15 protein-coding genes and 1 pseudogene are annotated in these 17,541 nt (G+C 38.4%); 11 read left to right on the top strand and 5 right to left on the bottom strand.

The window, feature by feature from the left end; translation table 11 throughout:
* Positions 1–131: 131 nt before the first annotated feature.
* The 4 genes from GWI58_RS07610 to GWI58_RS17705 all read right to left on the bottom strand — a co-directional run bounded on the left by GWI58_RS07610 (position 132) and on the right by GWI58_RS17705 (position 4,356).
* Positions 132–956: a PHP domain-containing protein gene (locus tag GWI58_RS07610; protein ID WP_161769050.1), complete on the bottom strand. Its 825-nt coding sequence runs from the start codon at positions 954–956 to the stop codon at positions 132–134.
* Between the two features lie 83 nt (positions 957–1,039).
* On the bottom strand, positions 1,040–2,929 hold the full coding sequence (locus GWI58_RS07605; protein WP_161769049.1) for a beta-glucoside-specific PTS transporter subunit IIABC: 1,890 nt from the start codon (positions 2,927–2,929) through the stop codon (positions 1,040–1,042).
* Positions 2,930–3,037: 108 nt separating this feature from the next.
* Positions 3,038–3,898 carry a BglG family transcription antiterminator LicT gene (licT, locus tag GWI58_RS07600; protein ID WP_161769048.1) on the bottom strand — a complete coding sequence of 287 codons (861 nt, stop codon included), beginning with the start codon at positions 3,896–3,898 and terminating at the stop codon, positions 3,038–3,040.
* A gap of 293 nt (positions 3,899–4,191) precedes the next feature.
* Complete coding sequence (locus tag GWI58_RS17705; protein WP_187357461.1) at positions 4,192–4,356, bottom strand: hypothetical protein; 165 nt, start codon at positions 4,354–4,356, stop codon at positions 4,192–4,194.
* 85 nt (positions 4,357–4,441) lie between these two features.
* On the opposite strand from GWI58_RS17705, the pseudogene GWI58_RS07595 reads away from it, so the two are divergent.
* The 11 genes and pseudogenes from GWI58_RS07595 to mutS form a co-directional block, all read left to right on the top strand.
* Positions 4,442–4,558: pseudogene (locus tag GWI58_RS07595) on the top strand (IS5/IS1182 family transposase); the annotation flags it as partial.
* 462 nt (positions 4,559–5,020) lie between these two features.
* Positions 5,021–5,305 carry a helix-turn-helix domain-containing protein gene (locus GWI58_RS07590; protein ID WP_036895534.1) on the top strand — a complete coding sequence of 95 codons (285 nt, stop codon included), beginning with the start codon at positions 5,021–5,023 and terminating at the stop codon, positions 5,303–5,305.
* A gap of 223 nt (positions 5,306–5,528) precedes the next feature.
* A complete protein-coding gene (locus GWI58_RS07585; protein ID WP_036895535.1) occupies positions 5,529–6,080 on the top strand; it encodes a fimbrial protein in 552 nt (183 codons plus the stop codon).
* Between the two features lie 213 nt (positions 6,081–6,293).
* The gene (locus GWI58_RS07580; RefSeq protein WP_036895536.1) at positions 6,294–6,872 is read left to right on the top strand and encodes a fimbrial protein; all 579 of its coding nucleotides are present in this window, start codon (positions 6,294–6,296) and stop codon (positions 6,870–6,872) included.
* 58 nt (positions 6,873–6,930) lie between these two features.
* Positions 6,931–9,468: a fimbria/pilus outer membrane usher protein gene (locus tag GWI58_RS07575; protein WP_110229479.1), complete on the top strand. Its 2,538-nt coding sequence runs from the start codon at positions 6,931–6,933 to the stop codon at positions 9,466–9,468.
* 27 nt (positions 9,469–9,495) lie between these two features.
* A complete protein-coding gene (locus GWI58_RS07570; RefSeq protein ID WP_036895537.1) occupies positions 9,496–10,227 on the top strand; it encodes a fimbrial biogenesis chaperone in 732 nt (243 codons plus the stop codon).
* Positions 10,228–10,279: 52 nt separating this feature from the next.
* Positions 10,280–10,687 (top strand): fimbrial protein, encoded by a 408-nt coding sequence (locus GWI58_RS07565; protein WP_237611672.1) that lies wholly within the window; start codon positions 10,280–10,282, stop codon positions 10,685–10,687.
* A complete protein-coding gene (locus GWI58_RS07560) occupies positions 10,680–11,213 on the top strand; it encodes a fimbrial protein (RefSeq protein ID WP_036895539.1) in 534 nt (177 codons plus the stop codon). Before GWI58_RS07565 ends, GWI58_RS07560 begins: the two co-directional genes overlap by 8 nt.
* Positions 11,213–11,746, top strand: coding sequence for a fimbrial protein (locus GWI58_RS07555; protein WP_094960184.1), 534 nt, complete (start codon positions 11,213–11,215; stop codon positions 11,744–11,746). Before GWI58_RS07560 ends, GWI58_RS07555 begins: the two co-directional genes overlap by 1 nt.
* 15 nt (positions 11,747–11,761) lie before the next feature.
* Positions 11,762–12,874 carry an adhesin gene (locus GWI58_RS07550; protein WP_052124761.1) on the top strand — a complete coding sequence of 371 codons (1,113 nt, stop codon included), beginning with the start codon at positions 11,762–11,764 and terminating at the stop codon, positions 12,872–12,874.
* A 786-nt stretch (positions 12,875–13,660) separates the two neighbouring features.
* Positions 13,661–16,225, top strand: a complete 2,565-nt coding sequence (mutS, locus tag GWI58_RS07545) for a DNA mismatch repair protein MutS (RefSeq protein WP_094960185.1) — start codon at positions 13,661–13,663, stop codon at positions 16,223–16,225.
* A 65-nt stretch (positions 16,226–16,290) separates the two neighbouring features.
* On the opposite strand, the gene rpoS is transcribed toward mutS, so the two are convergent.
* Entirely contained in the window at positions 16,291–17,280 is a 990-nt protein-coding gene (gene rpoS, locus GWI58_RS07540) for an RNA polymerase sigma factor RpoS (RefSeq protein WP_004244343.1), read from the bottom strand.
* Positions 17,281–17,541: the final 261 nt, after the last annotated feature.

Raw genomic sequence — 17,541 nt, 5'->3', positions numbered from 1 at the left:
GGATAGTGAGAAATAGTAACTAAGGATATTAAATGAGTAAAGTTGATAGGGTTGGAAAATAAAGAGCTTAAAAAACGCCCAATAACAATTTGGACGTTTAATCGTTTCACCATATTAAATCAAACAACTGATTACTTATTTGCTTCTTTTTTTAAAGTCTCAAATTGTGTTTGATTTAGGCCAAAATCGCCAAATTTAAGTAACGCAGGATCATGGAAGTCACTACCGCCACTTTTTAGCAAACCAAATTTATTAGCATAGTTTTGGGTCAGTTCATAGTCGATAGGTTTCATTCTAGAATGACTTATTTCTAATCCTTTCAATCCAAACTGGACATATTTTTCTATTTCATCATAGTTGTCATAGACACATGGGTGAGCAAGTATAGGAATACCACCATCTTGTAAGATAGCAGCAATTCCTTCATCAACAGGGATATACCCCATCTTTAAGTCTGTTTCTATTTTTGTTTTAGAGCCAAAAAGTTGTTTATAACGCTCTTTGGTCATTTCCTCTGGATATTTTTCTCTCAATGCCTGGAATATATTCATTTTAAAAACGATATTATATTTTGAAAACTTTTTCGCATCTTCATAACAAATATCGTAGCCTTGTTGATTGAGAGATAATATTAATTCTCGGTGAAACTGATCACGACAGTTGAGAGTGTTATCACACAGCTTGTCAACATTGGGCGTTTTTTCGTTAAGCCAAAGTCCCACTACATGGACTTTTTTATAAACGTCAAAGTCATAACAACTCATTTCAACACCTTTGACGATATTTAATCCAAGACGCTCCCCTTCTCGGTAAATTTCGTCGTAATGATTGGTAGTATCGTGATCGGTGATCGCAATAGTCTTAATGCCGTTTCTAAATGCATTTTCAAGGACATCTTTTATTTCACAAACACCATCACTATGGTTTGTGTGAACATGTAAATCAGCATAGATCATGAAGAAGTACCTCTGTTAATTCTTCCATTAAAAATAGTCGCGCAATAATCGTTATTTACCATCAGCTTGTTATTCATATTGTTTTAACCTACGGTTAGTAAAACTGTATTTTGGTCGACATGTTTTTTATCGGTCTGAACAACGTCTAGCTTATTATCATCATTAGTAATGATGATCATCGTTGTTGGATCATAGCCTGCTGCTATTATCGCATCTAAATCAAATTCTATTAGCGTATCACCTTTTGTCACCTTCTGACCTTTAACAACACAGCATGTGAAGTGCTGTCCCGCTAAATTAACGGTATCAATCCCCACATGGATCAGCATTTCAATATTGTTAACCAGTGTTAAGCCAATCGCATGACCAGAAGAAAAGGTAATATCAACAACGCCATCTGCAGGTGCAATCACTTTTCCTGTTGTGGGGATAATTGCCATGCCAGGTCCCATAATGCCAGAAGCAAATGTTTCATCATTAACCTCTGAAAGTGCAACCGTTTTACCTTGTAGAGGTGAAATTAACCCAACAGGTAATTTGCTATTCGCTATTTGTGGTTTTTTGTTGGTTGATGCAGCTTGTTTATTATTTTCTTCTTCGTCACGGATTGGGTCGTCAGTAGGATCATCAAAACCAATAATAAGCGTTGCAATAAAAGTGGCTACACTGGCAATCAATAAGGTGATTATTGCATTTACCACTTGGTTATCTGTATCAGATATCCACATTGGTAAACTTAATAACCCCGGAGTAACATAGACAAACGCTTTTAACTTAACAATACCAGCAAATAATCCTGCAATAGCACCACCAATCATACAAGCGTACATTGGTTTTTTCAGTTTGAGGTTCACCCCATACATAGCGGGTTCAGTTATACCACCAAAAAAGGCGGTAATACTGGCAGAAAAAGCTAATTGTTTTAAGGTTTTGTTTTTAGTACGCACAGAAACAGCTAAAGAAGCAGCAGCCTGAGACATGTTGGAGCATAGCGCCATAACACGAATAATCGGGTCAAAGCCTTTTTGTTCCACTAACATAATACTGACAGGACTAAGTGCTTTATGCATACCAATAGATACTAACCATGGGTAAATAGCCACTAATAATGGAATAGCAATAAAACCGGTGTGCTCTTGGATTAAGATCACCCCATCAGCAATTAATTGAGCGAACCATGAAGTGACAGGACCGATCGCAATCAACGCAATGGGTGTCGAAACTAAAATCACCAATAAAGGCACCATAAATACTTTAACCATTTCTGGCACAATACGAACAATAAAGCGTTCTATATAAGACATCATCCAAACAGTAATTAAAGCAGGGATCAGTTGAGATGAATATTTAACCAAAGCGACAGGAATATGCATAAACTCGACAGGCTCACCGGCTTTAACTAAGCTTGTCCATTCAGGACTGACCATCGCCAAACAGACCATTGCAGCTAAATATTGGTTACAATTAAATATTTTCGCCGCCGAGAAACCAATAAATACCGGCATAAAATAGAAGGCCGTATTAAAGATAAAGTTAAGGATATAATAGGTTTGGTCACTTTTATCCAACCAACCTAGCATCGTTAATACAATAAGTAACACTTTCCCCATACCGGCACCCGCTAACAGAGGGATAACCGGAGCGATAGAGCCAGTAATTGCTGATAATACTTTATTTACGATAGATTGTTTCTTCTGGTCTTTATTATTATCATGAGGAGTATTATTTGTTTTTATCATTTTTGTTAGTTCATTAAATACTTTATCAACATCATTACCGATAACCAGTTGATATTGTCCTCCCTTCATCACATCAGATAATATTTTACTATTTGCTTTGGCTTTTGAAGGATCAATTTTATCTTCATTATGTAATGTAAAACGTAATCGAGTGGAGCAGTGTACTAATGACTTTATATTATCCTCGCCACCAACAATAGCGAGAATTTGTTTTGCAAATTCTTTATAATTCATAGCATTGCCTTTTATTTATTCTGTAAAAATAAATTAAAGATATATGGATAGAGTTGGTTATCACCTAACCAACTAAATTTAAATGATTTATTATTACGGCATATTTTTTTATTTATTCATCTTTTTATTATCCTCTGCAATTTTTGCAATATGGATTATTAGATATAAAATTTCATTGTCATCTAAGGTGTAATTATATTTATCTTTAATAAATTTACTTATTTTCAAACAGCACATATAAGGTTGATGGTACTTGTCTTTTATTATATCGAGTAACTCATTTTCTAAAGGTTCGTGATCATTTTCAGGTTGTGAAAATAATCGGATAGAGAAATAGCGAAGATGTGTCACAAAACGACGATAATTTAACGATCCTATGTCGTACTCTATATTTAAATAATATTTGACTATATTAGTAATGCTTTGGATAAAGTGGGTCACTTTGTAGGTTTGCTGAACATTATCGTTTGTTCTAATACTGGCGATATGTAATGCAATAAATCCTGCTTCATCTTCTGGCATTGAAATGTTAAATCTATCATTAATTAATTTTAAGCCATAAAGACCAATATCAAACTCTTCGCTATAAAAATTTTTTATCTCCCACAATATTTTATTTCTTATAAAAGTCCCTTCTTTATACCGTTCAATGCTGGCTTGAATATGGTCAATCAATGCAATATAGATACTATCTTGTGTATCTAAGGTCATTTTTTCTTTTGCATACTGAATAATATTGTCCGCAATTTCTACGTAATCTAACGTAATATTCGATAAAAGATCGAGCACTCTCTGCGGACAATTTTTAGGACTTAAGATAAATTTTTTGGTTATTTGTTCAGATGTTATCTCATCACCTACTTTTTTGGCGTAGGCAATCCCTTTTCCCATGACGATAATTTCTTTTTCTGCTTCATCCAGAGAGATCACAACACTGTTATTTAATATTTTTTTAATTTTCATGTTCATCTGGCATGCTCAAAAATTTTCTTTTATTAAGGCTTAAAAACGCAAAAACCCATTTGTAGACAAAAAAATACTTTTCATCTACAAATGGGTTTTGTGTAGTAAGCCAGGTACTATTACAATCCCTACGTTCACTAGGACGTTAACATGGGATATTTATATCGTCAAACTTAGCACAGTAAAGTTAGTAATAGATCACATATTTATGTGACTTATAAAAAACATTTTATAGCTCACAAAAATTGTCATTATTAGATAATAAAAAAGAGAAATTAGAATGAAACCTTAAAAGAAAACTAAATCGCAAGTTTCAAATGCCCAAACTTCTCACGCTTCACTTTCATCTCTTCTTCAAGTCGATGGAACTCCTCCCCTGTTTCAATCGACGTAGAGATTGCGACCGAACGAATAAGTTGAGCGCGAGTTGGTTTTGTTGCTTGAATTAATTCGTTCTTTTTCATGCTAGCCTCACTTCAAACGAACGATAGTGTATTTTATCACCGTTGTTTTATATAACAACATAGATTACTGAATACTTTCGTATTGGTTGTGGAAAGAACGCATAGCTAAATGAATCGCTATCGACGCGAACTGACGCGTTAAAAGAAGAAAGTCGAGAACTACGAAGCGATACTGCATTTTGCATGCAACATCATTGTCTGAAATAAGCTCCTATTGGAATAGTAGCTTATTTCAGACAATGACTATGTTTTATTTTAAAATAAGGAAATTATATCAAAAAATTAAATTTTTAACAAAATGAAAATATCGTTAATTATATTAACTTACACTGAATATAAATAACCCATAATATGAGTATAACAAAAACCCTTATTATGGGTTATTTCCTCAATATATTGATATTATTGACTTAAGTTAAATTTATTATTGCATACAACGATCAATAATTCCTTTTTGATAGCCATTACCTATTAAAGTTTTAAAATCGATCGTTATAAACGTATTTACTCTTGACGTGGTTAACCCTATATTCAATTCCAGTTAAGTGTTTTTTTCGATTTAAAAGTAACGTTTTTTTCATTTTTATCTTCTTACAGAGTTATTTTTTAAGAGTAATAAGATATTAAGATAAATTGAGTAAACTATTTATTATTGGTTTATATTATGACAACAAATAAAGAGTTATTACGAAAAGAGATTGGAAGCTTTTTAAAAAAAGCAAGAAAGAATCAATCTCTCACAGGACATCAATTGGGCAAATTAATGCAGATTAGTCAGCAACAAATTTCGCGCTATGAACGAGGCGAATCCGGCATTAATATAGAAACTCTCGATGTTATGCTCAATATTTTAGGGAAAAATTGGTCAGAATTTTTTTTCTCCGTCATGATTAATTACTCAGGTGAAATGATGGAAATGAGAATACAGGAAAAAAAGCACTTTCTATAGAAGATTACTTTTCTATTTAATAATGAGTATGAAAAATATCCTATAGTCTATTTATAGTCTATAGGATCAACTATATCGCTTAGCGATAAATAAGGGACTTAAATAGCAACAGGATGATGCTGTTATTCATGCTGTAACTTTTACATTTCAAAAAATGAAACTAACACCCTTTATTTAAAAGAGTGAATGGTTTCTATTATATTTTTATTAGAAGGAAAAATAAATGAAATTAACTAAATTAGCGATTGCAACTGTATTTGCGGCATCTGTTGTTCCATTCAGCTCAATGGCCGATAACACAGGGACAATTAACTTTCTGGGCTCTGTTGTTAACACACCTTGCAATATTGAGCAGTCTTCTCTGAAACAAACTGTTGATTTTGGGCAGTTGTCACGTAAAGCATTAGAAAGTGGTAAAGCGGCGGAAGCAGATTTCGATATCAAATTTACAGGCTGTGATTTTGCTAACTTTGGCAAAGATACTGAAGGTAAACCTGTAGCAGTGAAATCAATGGAATTGGTATTTACTGGTCAAACTTATGCAGATAAAGACAATACATTGTTGGCAACTTCAACAGGAAATACAAACAACCTTGGTATTTTGATCGACGGTTTCGAATTCGGTAAAGCGACTGACGTATTACCTCGTATTGCAAACCAAACTGGTGATAACACATTAACTTTCAAGGCACTAGCTAAAGCAGTTGATACAACTAAAGATGTAGCTGAAGGTAAATTCAGTGCTATCTCTAACTTCCGTATCACATATCAATAAGTCGATAAATTGACCGCCAGCGAACACTGGCGGCCAATCTTGCTCACGAAGAGGGGCAAACGGTAATTTCTCCCTCTTCGTATTTTCAATTGAAAATCAATAAATTGATTTTCTTCGAATATTTAACAACCTCTAGTGACCGCCGTCAAACAGTTTTTGTTTGTTAGCAGTCAGATTACGGGCGGATTTTTGATGCCTGTTAGGGAGAGATGAGTGACTGTTTATCAACATGTTGGTCTGCAAATAACAGGGATCTTATTTTCGCTTATCTTTGGTGGTACACCAGTTTTTGCCGCAAAAGAGGTGGGTATGCGCCATGAAGGGGTGACTCAACTTGTTGGCAGTGTGATCTCAACGCCATGTTCGATTGTGATGTCAAATCGTTATCAAACGGTCGATTTTTCATCTTTAACGATGACAAAGCTTTCAACGGCAGTAGAACGAGAGCAACAAACTCGGCCGTTTGATATTGAGCTTCGTGATTGTGGCAGTGTGTATAGCACTATTGATAGCAAAACATGGACGATACGTTTTGATGGGCAAGGAGCTGACAATATCCATGCATTTGTCTTACAAGGGCCTTCCCAAGGTTTAGGAGTCTCTGTGCTTGATAACACGAAAAATATCTTGATACCTGGAGAAAGCTACCCTTTGTTTAAGAGTGTGTTACGGCAAGGTAAATCAGGGCAAACCCTCTTTTTACGTTATTTTTTACGGCTAGAGCTGACTGGGAAACCGTTACAAGCAGGAAGTTATCAGGGGCTAGTTCGTTTTTTTATCGATTATCAATAAAGCATAGAAACACTTCTTCAATAATAACATTGAGGACGGCATTTTTGTTGTCTTGGGGATGGTACAGAGCATGATGTTCAAACTTAGCAAAATAAGGCTGGCCGTTTTATTGGCGGTGAGCGTCAGTGCATGCACGGTGTATGCAACAGAATTCAATACAGATGTATTGGATGCAGAAGATATGCAAAACGTGGATATGAGCCAATTTTCTGTTGCCGGTTATGTGCCTCCCGGAAACTATGTATTAACCGTTTTTGTTAACGGGCAGCGCTTAGGCGCGCCTCGTGATATTGCGGTCCTTGAACAAAATGCTCAGCACCAAGCAACTTGTATACCGGCTAATTTATTGGATCTGATTGGTTTGAAAGATTCGGCAAAAGAAAAAGTCACGACTTATGATAATGGCCAGTGCCTCGATCTTTCCGCATTAAAAGGTATGCAATCGATAATTGAATTGCCCACGCTATCACTGAAAATCACCATTCCACAATTATGGATGGAATATCGTGATCCTAACTGGACACCACCTGCATTATGGGAAGAAGGGATTAATGGGGCTTTTGTTGATTACAACGCGAATGTTTCGGTGACCGAAGAGAACAAAGGCAACAAGCGTACTTATTTATCTGCTAATGGTACGGCGGGTATTAACCTAGGTGTTTGGCGTTTACGTGGCGACTATAACGCGACCTATCAAAAGCAGCACGGCGGCAGTAATCCACAAGAAACGCATAATTTTGATTTTAGCCGATTATATGCGTTTACGTCTTTGAAGAAACTTGCCTCCATTTTAACCATTGGGGAAAACTACTTCTATTCCGCTGTATTTGAGTCATGGCAATACACAGGTCTTTCCTTAGAAAGTGACGACCGTATGTTACCGCCTAAATTAGTAGGTTATGCACCAGAAATTATTGGTGTGGCAAATACCAATGCTACGGTCATTGTTCGTAGCCAAGATCGAATTATTTTAGAAACTACAGTACCTCCGGGCCCATTCCGTATTCAGACGTTAGACAGTGGTGTACGTGGTGTACTTGATGTGACGGTGCGTGAAGAAAATGGCGAAGAGAAAAAATTTAGCATTAGTACGGCCTCGCTACCTTATTTAACCCGTCCCGGACGCATTATTTATAAATTAGTTGCAGGTAAAACACGCTATGACGGCCATAACCTGACCGGTAAACCTGTAATTGGTGGTGAATTGTCGTATGGTTTGTCCAATGCATGGTCACTATATGGGGGCTCACAACTTAATAGTGATTACCAAACTGCGGCGATTGGTATTGGTCGAGACTTGTTTGTTTTCGGTGCTTTGTCATTCGATATTACACAGTCTTTCGCCCATTTTACCAACCAAACTCTGCAAGGACGCTCATTTCGCCTCAACTATGCAAAGTCGTTTGATGCGTTACGTACGGATATTACCTTCGCGGGTTACCGATTTGCGGATAGAAATTACCGCACCCTCACTCAGTTTATGGATCAAGAGCGGACAGGGTACGTGGTGCGAGCACCAAAAGAAAACTATCAAATTTATTTGAATAAGTATTTTGATAATTTCAATTTATCGCTGAATTATCAATACAGTACTTATTGGCAAGATAAGCCACAGACACAGTATGGATTATATGCCAGCACCAATATCAGTATTCCCATGCTATCACAGCAAGATGCCAATATTTCATTATCGGCAATGCGTACTGAGCGTAATAACGGGTATAGAGATGATGCGATCAACCTGTATTTAACGATTCCTTTGTATAACGGGCACAATATTACCTTTTCCGAGCTGTATTCGCGCGCCGGGGGTAATACCCAATATAACCATAGTATTGGGTATAGCGGCTATAGCGACCGTGATAATTACAGCCTGAATGTTGGCTATAATCACGGACAAAATATGGAAAGTCAATCGAGTATCAGTGGCTATTATTCACGTGACTTATCGCAAGCTAACTTATCGGCGAACGCTAGTTATGTGCCGCAACAATATCGTAGTTTTGGGGCTTCAATTAACAGTGGGATCACCGCGACGGCTCATGGGGTCGCTTTACACCGTAGCGCGAATGGCGACACGCGTCTAATGGTTGAAACACCAGGGGTGAGAGATGTACCTCTAGATAGCGGTGTGATCAAAACTAACCGTTTTGGGCTTGCGGTTATTCCTAACGTGAATAGTTATCGTAAATCGACAGCATCGATTAATACCAGCCAGCTACCGGAGAATCTAGAAACATTGCAATCAACGACGGATATCACCTTAACCAAAGGCGCGATTGGTTATCGCAGCTTATCAGTGATGAAAGGTGAAAAGCTATTTGCCATTTTATCGTTGAATAATGGTAAAAATCCGCCGTTTGGTGCCAGTGTACGTAATATCGATAACCGTGAATTAGGCATTGTTGGAGAAGATGGTGTGACGTGGTTGGTTGGTATTTCTCCTCAAGAGACACTCTCTGTTTATTGGGCCGGAGAAAAGCAATGTGAATTACAAATGCCTGACAATATCACATCATTATCAAGCATGTTATTACTACCATGCTCTCCAGTCATTCCCGCATTATCAACGGGTAATGCAACGCCAGAAAAATAATTTTTAGTTCGTTTTATGAGGTGAATTATGTTGAATTTAGGTCATGGGTTATATCGTGTAGTAGCAGGGGTTGCAGCATTAGTTTCAATCAGTGCTTACAGTGCCGTTACATTAGATAGAACTCGTATTATTTTTCCTGGCTCTGAAAAGTCAATTAACGTGACTATTTCTAATGATAATCCAGAAGAAGCTTACTTAGCTCAAAGTTGGATTGAAGACTTACAGGGTAATAAACTGACCAAAGGTGCGATCTTAGCAACGCCTCCGTTGCAACGCATTGAGCCTAGCAGTACCAGTTTAGTTCGTTTAAGTACGACGCCTGAATTGAGCAAACTGCCACAAGACCGAGAGTCAGTGTTTTACTTCAATTTGCGTGAAGTACCACCAAAATCTACCGATGGCAATACATTACAAATCGCGTTGCAATCACGAGTAAAACTGTTTTATCGCCCACATGCTATTTTAGCTGAGTCGGAAACAAAGTGGGCACATAAGGTCACATTAACCAAAATCGCAAAAGGTTATCGCATCAACAATAACACCCCCTTTAATTTAACCGTAATTGGGTTAGGAAATAGCAAAGCGGCCTCTGAACAAAATTCATTTGATGTCGTCATGGTACCACCTAAGTCAATACAAGATGTAGTGTCACCAGCGTTATCCACACCGTATCTCACGTACATTAATGATTATGGCGGCAAGCCGACGCTGGCGTTTCGTTGCCAAGGTGATACATGCGCTGTTACGGGTGAACAGTAATTTCAAAGGGTTTAGCTAACGGGGAAAGATGATGCGCAAAGACAATATTTTCATGAAATTAACATGGTACAAAGCCGCATTACTCATTGCGTGCAGTGTATTCGGTCAATTGGCCAACGCTGAGCTCCCTGTGGCGAATACACCAGTAAATCAATCGGACTATGAACCGTTGCATCAAGGACGAATACAAGTGAGTGCCACACTATTTAATGCTCCATGTAATTTAAGTCTAGATAAAACGTTGCGTTTAACAGGGTGTGGCGCAGGAAATGATTACCGAGAAATGAAATTATTTGATGCCACTGCTAATACGCCAACAAGTATACGATTTTATGATGTGCAACGCGATGTGTTTTCAGTGCGTTATCCGCTTTCATTGCCTAATGGGGATAATCCAATTCGCCTGCCAATATTGATGAGTGATCGGCATACATTGCGTTTAGAGGTGAGCTATGAGTAAGGCTACGATGCATTTTTGGTTATTTCCTGTGGTACTTCTAAGTTGCCCAGCTCAGACATGGGCAGCGAACAGCTTGGATGTTGAGTTTAGTGGAGAATTGGTCAGTACTGCATGCCAAGTAGCAGCAGAATCCATCAATAAAAAGATCACACTGTACAACTTACGTTGGCAATTTATTAATGAAAATACGACCAGTGCAGTGACGCCTTTTTCCATTGCCATTGATAAATGCAGTGAAACGGATTTGCAAAAAAGTATCAAACTGACTTGGCAAAGTCAGGAATTAGTCAACATTGGTGGTGATAGTTTTTTAACTACCAAAGGTGACAGTGGGGTGGTGCTAGGGATCATTGATCATGATGAAAAACCTATTGTGTGGAATAAGCCAATGACGATTGGTGATGTTAGTGTCGTTGAGGGTTTACAACAATTTGATTTTGGCGTTTTTGTTCGCAAGCCTGCTACAGGGGAAGCAAAAATTGGCGATTTTTCCAGTATCGTAACCTTTAATGTGGAGTACGAATAGTGACCATACTTAACCAAATACAAAAACCGTTAGGGTTACTCCTCTTGTTCACAGCATTAGGCAGTTCAGCCGACGTATTAGTGGAGGTTACCGCCAGCATGGTCGACCCAGCTTGTAACATTCGCAGTGAAAATAGCAGTTCACCGTTGAAAATTGGTTTTGGTACGCTCAATCCAGAGTCTCTCAGTAAATCGACGGCAGTGAAAGATTTTTCACTCTATATATCGGGGTGTAATTTCAATAATAGCCTCGCGATCATGTTGAACCCGAAAGGGAGAAGCACCTTGTTATACAACGGAAAAAATATTCTCGCCACCAGTATCGATGGCTTAGGGATTGATTTTAAAGAAGTGACGGGCGGAACGGTGCGTGCGCTGGAAATGAGTAAAAAACAACAAATCTATCCCGAACGGGTGAATTCGACATTATACCGTATGGATTTACAGGCACAGTTAGTCAATGCGGTGCCAATCAATCAGTTGACGCTGGGGAAATTTACTTCAACTGTCACCCTTGCTGTGACTTATAACTAGTAGGATCATTTTATTATGTTGGACTTAAAAGGTACTATTCCTACACACTGGTTGCTATCTTTTCAAAAAAAGAAAATTTGGTGTGGCTTAATTTCCTTGGGTGGCTTGTTACTTCCATCAATTGCATTCGCAAACTATGCACCTAAGATTGTTGATCCAAGTGCTGGTTATAAAGTAAATCTGAATAATAATACGTCAATTAGTACTTCACCTTATATTGGTTCTGATGGATTAAATTATTATCAAATAGGCCAAACAATAAAACTTCAGGAGATGATGGTAAGTGGTAATGTTCTTTGCGTAGGAACAACATGGGGAGATGTGAGTTCCCATCAATTGGGACAAACAGCTTACCATAAAATGTTTATATACCCTAGCCCAGCCAATATAACTATCAATAATAGTGATGCTTACATTATCAATAATAATGTGTTAATGACAGTGTATAATGATATGTCTGAATGGACGCTATTGGATGAATCTATAGGCTGTTCTAATCCAAGGTCAGATACTTATTCAGTTCCTGTTTCGGGCTTTGTGACTCCTAGGCGACTTACACTGACATTTTATATTAGAGATAATATTATTGATGGAAAGATCATTATTCCTGCAATGGATCTTGCAGGATATGTTAGAGCTTTTGTTAAGCCACTTAAAACACCTGATTTTACTTCATGGCCAATAGGAACTAGCTCTGCACCTGTAAGGATTTTACCATCCTCAATTAATCTCAACGCATCTTGTAGTACGATGAGCAGTACAGGGCAAGCCGAAACGATTAATTTACGCCATGGTAATCTAAATACGTTAAATTACGATAGCGTAGTTACTGAAAATGTGACTTATAGCTGTAAGTTTTCGATTCCAACAAAAGTCCGATTACATCTGGATTATGCTACTGACAGTGATCCGCAAAAACGATTACCAATGACGAATAGTCAGAATAGCAATTATAAAATTTACAGTGAATTAACTATGACCGATGAAATAACTGGTCAAACGGGGAAAGATTTTAAAATTGATATTAAAGATTTAAGAACCATTAAGATAACAAGTCATATTCAAGGCAGTAATGCCGTAGCAGGTGACTATAAAGGCTCCGCTTGGCTGATAGCGACATTTGATTAAGTTGTTTTTTATTTAAAAATAGTGTCAATCAAGGCACTATTTTTACTTACGAATAGTAAGTCGCTACCTTCGTAATTATCAGCAAGTCTCACAAAAAACCGCGAGCAACTCGCTAAAGTCCTCGAAGAAATTAATTATATCCGTAATCGAGCACCTGAAATATTGATGAGTTCTCGTAGTGCCTGAACCTTAGCGCCTCGTCCATTAATTTCACGCACAAGCTCTATCACATTTTTTTCGGGTTACTTCATGCGCCATAAGCTCACCTAAAACACGGACAGCATCGGCTTCAAGTATACGACGAACTTCTATTTACCCTTTCTTCTTTCTTGAGCCAGAAATAATTTTACCGTCTTTGCCTTTACTAGCTTCGAGATGATCAACTAAATAAAGCTCAACAAGTTCTTTTACTGTTAACTGTGTTTTTTGCGACTGACGTTGTTCTTGTTTTTATATTGCTTTTCTTCTTTTAGTTCAGAGACAGGGCTTCGTCGTGACTGCTCCCCGTTCGCATTGAGAAAGGGCTTACGGCATTTTTCGCTAAAAGTAAGATATCTTAATATCTATTGCATAGCCAAATACACATAACACTACACTTTCACAGAACATCATAAAAATAAGCCATCACTCATACTTTTATTGGCAAAGATATTTAGATGATTAAAGCAACACACTGAAACCTTATGGTATGATGCCGTATTATGTTTGTGAAATAAAACCAGATAGAGTTTAACAACCAACACTCACAAACGAGATAAACTTCAATACGTTAAGAAAGACGACACCATGACTGACAGCCAAAATTTCGAATCCCACACCCCCATGATGCAGCAGTATCTTAAGCTTAAGGCAGAGCACCCAGAAATCTTACTGTTTTATCGTATGGGTGACTTTTATGAACTGTTTTTTGATGATGCTAAAAAAGCCTCACGCTTATTAGATATTTCATTAACAAAACGAGGTCAGTCGGCAGGTCAACCTATTCCTATGGCTGGCGTTCCTCATCATGCGGTTGAAAATTATCTGGCTAAATTAGTGCAATTGGGGGAATCCGTTGCCATCTGTGAACAAATTGGAGATCCGGCCACCAGCAAAGGCCCTGTTGAGCGTAAAGTGATCCGTATTGTCACACCGGGCACCGTTACGGACGAAGCGCTACTTGAAGAGCGCCAAGACAATCTATTAGCCGCTATCTGGCAAGATAAAAATGGCGCTTTTGGTTATGCCACTTTAGATATCACCTCTGGACGTTTTCGGGTCACTGAAATGCCGGATAGCGAAAGTATGGCTGCTGAACTGCAACGCACTCACCCAGCAGAACTACTCTATCCAGAAACCTTTGAGTCAATGGCATTAATTGAGCGTCAGCAAGGTTTACGCCGGCGTCCAATTTGGGAGTTTGAGTGTGAAACCGCCAAACAACAACTTAATTTACAGTTTGGAACCCGTGATTTAACTGGATTTGGTGTTGAAAATGCCCGACTTGCACTTTGTGCTGCAGGTTGCTTATTACAATATGTTAAAGATACGCAACGCACTGCGTTGCCTCATATTCGTAGCATTACCATGGAGCGTCCGCAAGATACCATTATCTTAGATGCAGCCACTCGCCGTAATTTAGAATTAACCCAAAATCTTGCTGGCGGTTGTGATAACACCTTGGCATCTGTACTTGATCTGTGCGTGACCCCAATGGGAAGCCGTATGCTCAAACGTTGGATACACACCCCTTTACGCCAGCGTGAACAGTTAATTAAACGCCAAGATGCGATTAGTGCCTTACAACCCCTCTATTTTGAATTACAGCCTTTTTTACGTCAGGTGGGTGATTTAGAGCGGGTACTTGCTCGTTTAGCATTGCGATCCGCTCGTCCTCGTGACTTATCACGTATGCGCCATGCCTTTCAACAATATCAAGATATCCACCAAGTGCTTGATCAGGCGGATATGCCCTATATTACAGAATTACAGCAGCGTATCAGCCAGTTTGATGAGTTGCGTGAATTACTGGAAAATGCCATTGTTGAAACACCACCCGTATTAGTACGCGATGGAGGGGTGATAGCCCCAGGTTATAATGCAGAATTAGATGAATGGCGAGCACTGGCTGACGGTGCGAGTGACTATCTTGAAAAGCTTGAAGTTCGTGAACGTGAAAAATGGGGTATTGATACCTTAAAGGTTGGCTTTAATGGGGTTCATGGTTACTACATACAAGTCAGTCGCGGCCAAAGCAATTTAGTTCCAATGCACTATGTGCGTCGTCAAACACTGAAAAATGCTGAACGCTATATTATTCCTGAACTAAAAGAGTATGAAGACAAGGTATTAACCTCTAAAGGTAAAGCATTAGCGATTGAAAAAATGCTCTACGAAGAGCTTTTCGAAAAACTATTACCTCATCTAACCGCCTTACAAACCAGTGCCGAAGCGTTAGCTGAAACCGATGTTCTGGCTAATCTCGCTGAGCGTGCAGAATCACTCAATTATACACGCCCTGAATTAACAGAAAAAACAGGTATTCAAATCACTGGTGGACGTCACCCTGTTGTAGAACAAGTACTGAGTGAGCCATTTATCTCAAACCCTCTACAACTCGCGCCTCAACGCCGTCTACTCATTATTACCGGCCCTAATATGGGCGGTAAAAGTACCTATATGCGTCAAGCGGCATTAATTACGCTACTGGCTTATATTGGTAGTTTTGTGCCCGCAGAAAAGGCGGTAATAGGCCCAATTGATCGTATTTTTACCCGCGTGGGTGCCTCTGACGATCTGGCTTCGGGTCGTTCAACATTTATGGTGGAAATGACAGAAACCGCAAATATCCTTCATAATGCCACTGAAAACAGTTTAGTGTTAATGGATGAAATTGGCCGTGGCACTTCTACTTATGATGGGCTTTCTCTCGCTTGGGCTTGTGCCGAAAATTTAGCGAATCGCATCAAAGCAATGACACTCTTTGCCACACACTATTTTGAATTAACGACACTGCCAGAAAAACTAGAAGGCACTGCCAATATTCACTTAGATGCGGTAGAGCATGGAGAAACTATTGCCTTTATGCACAGTGTTCAAGAAGGTGCTGCCAGTAAAAGTTATGGTTTAGCGGTTGCGGCATTAGCCGGTGTGCCAAAAGAGGTGATCCGCCGTGCAAAGCAGAAATTAAAAGAGCTGGAAACCCTATCAGGTCATTCAGGGGCAAGCCATGTAGAAACGTCACAACTGATGTTATTAGCAGATATTGAGCCTTCTGAAGTTGAATTAGCATTAAATAAAATTGATCCGGATTCATTAACACCAAAACAAGCGTTGGAATTGCTCTATCACTTAAAAGAGCTAAATAAATAACAAAAGAAAAGCCGATTAGTTAATTTAACTAATCGGCTTGATAACGCATTGAGCACCTAAAGCAACTAGTTCATCTTAAAAAGTGCCTCTATGCATAATCCTTGCCCTTGCAGAATATCTTTTAAACGACGCAATCCCTCAACTTGGATCTGACGAACCCGCTCTCTTGTCAAACCAATTTCTCGACCAACATCTTCTAATGTTTCAGCCTCGTAACCCAGTAATCCAAAGCGACGCGCTAATACTTCACGCTGTTTTGGATTTAATTCAAATAACCATTTTACGATATTTTCCTTGAGGTTATTATTTTGAATGGTTGCTTCTGGCCCTTCTTCATTTTCGTCTGAAATAATATCTAGTAAGGCTTTATCTGAATCCCCACCAATCGGTGTATCAACAGAAGAAATACGTTCATTTAAACGTAGCATTTTGCTGACATCATCAACCGGTTTATCCAGCGTTTGCGCAATTTCTTCAACACTTGGCTCATGATCGAGCTTATGTGCTAATTCTCTTGCGGTTCTTAAATAGACATTGAGTTCTTTAACGATATGAATGGGGAGGCGAATAGTGCGGGTTTGGTTCATAATGGCACGTTCAATAGTTTGACGTATCCACCATGTGGCATAGGTTGAAAAACGAAATCCTTTTTCAGGATCAAACTTTTCAACAGCACGAATAAGGCCTAAATTACCTTCTTCAATTAAGTCAAGAAGAGCTAACCCTCGGTTCGTATAACGGCGAGATATTTTAACAACTAAACGTAGATTACTCTCTATCATCCGTTGTCTTGACGGGATATCACCTCGTAACGCTCTACGAGCAAAGAATACTTCTTCTTCAGCACTCAACAATGGAGAATAGCCAATTTCTCCTAAATAGAGCTGAGTTGCATCTAACGCACGCTGATTGACTCCTTCAATGAGTTCAATTTCATCTTGAGCGTCAGATTCATTTTCAGCCTCTTTTGTTGCGGCTGCTTCATCGAACTCTTCCATGTTCTCATCAATATCATCAGTATATAACTCGTCTACTCTTAGCGTACTTTGGCTCATCAGCTGCTCCTACCCTTGATAATTTAGGTAAACGACGCTCTTAATGAGATCGATTTACCAGTTTATCGCTGTGTCACGACACAACGGGTTTACTGATTTTCCCTTGTAACGAATTACAAAATAAAAAAATAACATAATCTGTTTTACTGTTAATTTACTTTATAGTTTATTCAATATATTTATTAACTATAAGTATTAGTTATTAACAGCAATTATTATTATTTTACGTATATTTATCTATACGTATATTCACTGTTTAAC

Origin of the sequence: Proteus sp. G2674, assembly GCF_009915195.1 — a bacterium.
In the GTDB taxonomy this organism is placed as follows: domain Bacteria; phylum Pseudomonadota; class Gammaproteobacteria; order Enterobacterales; family Enterobacteriaceae; genus Proteus; species Proteus mirabilis.
Note: the sequence above shows the minus strand (reverse complement) of the source record. Positions and strands in the feature narration are given on the sequence as shown.

What these genes read in the sequence shown, in the direction of transcription:
- GWI58_RS07605 (WP_161769049.1), bottom strand. Translation starts at nt 2,929, where the DNA reads ATGAATTATAAAGAATTTGCAAAACAAATTCTCGCTATTGTTGGTGGC.
- GWI58_RS07550 (WP_052124761.1), top strand. Translation starts at nt 11,762, where the DNA reads ATGTTGGACTTAAAAGGTACTATTCCTACACACTGGTTGCTATCTTTT.
- GWI58_RS07560 (WP_036895539.1), top strand. Translation starts at nt 10,680, where the DNA reads ATGAGTAAGGCTACGATGCATTTTTGGTTATTTCCTGTGGTACTTCTA.
- rpoS (WP_004244343.1), bottom strand. Translation starts at nt 17,280, where the DNA reads ATGAGCCAAAGTACGCTAAGAGTAGACGAGTTATATACTGATGATATT.
- GWI58_RS07590 (WP_036895534.1), top strand. Translation starts at nt 5,021, where the DNA reads ATGACAACAAATAAAGAGTTATTACGAAAAGAGATTGGAAGCTTTTTA.
- GWI58_RS07575 (WP_110229479.1), top strand. Translation starts at nt 6,931, where the DNA reads ATGGTACAGAGCATGATGTTCAAACTTAGCAAAATAAGGCTGGCCGTT.
- GWI58_RS07565 (WP_237611672.1), top strand. Translation starts at nt 10,280, where the DNA reads ATGAAATTAACATGGTACAAAGCCGCATTACTCATTGCGTGCAGTGTA.
- GWI58_RS07585 (WP_036895535.1), top strand. Translation starts at nt 5,529, where the DNA reads ATGAAATTAACTAAATTAGCGATTGCAACTGTATTTGCGGCATCTGTT.
- mutS (WP_094960185.1), top strand. Translation starts at nt 13,661, where the DNA reads ATGACTGACAGCCAAAATTTCGAATCCCACACCCCCATGATGCAGCAG.
- GWI58_RS07570 (WP_036895537.1), top strand. Translation starts at nt 9,496, where the DNA reads ATGTTGAATTTAGGTCATGGGTTATATCGTGTAGTAGCAGGGGTTGCA.
- GWI58_RS17705 (WP_187357461.1), bottom strand. Translation starts at nt 4,356, where the DNA reads ATGAAAAAGAACGAATTAATTCAAGCAACAAAACCAACTCGCGCTCAA.
- GWI58_RS07610 (WP_161769050.1), bottom strand. Translation starts at nt 956, where the DNA reads ATGATCTATGCTGATTTACATGTTCACACAAACCATAGTGATGGTGTT.
- licT (WP_161769048.1), bottom strand. Translation starts at nt 3,898, where the DNA reads ATGAACATGAAAATTAAAAAAATATTAAATAACAGTGTTGTGATCTCT.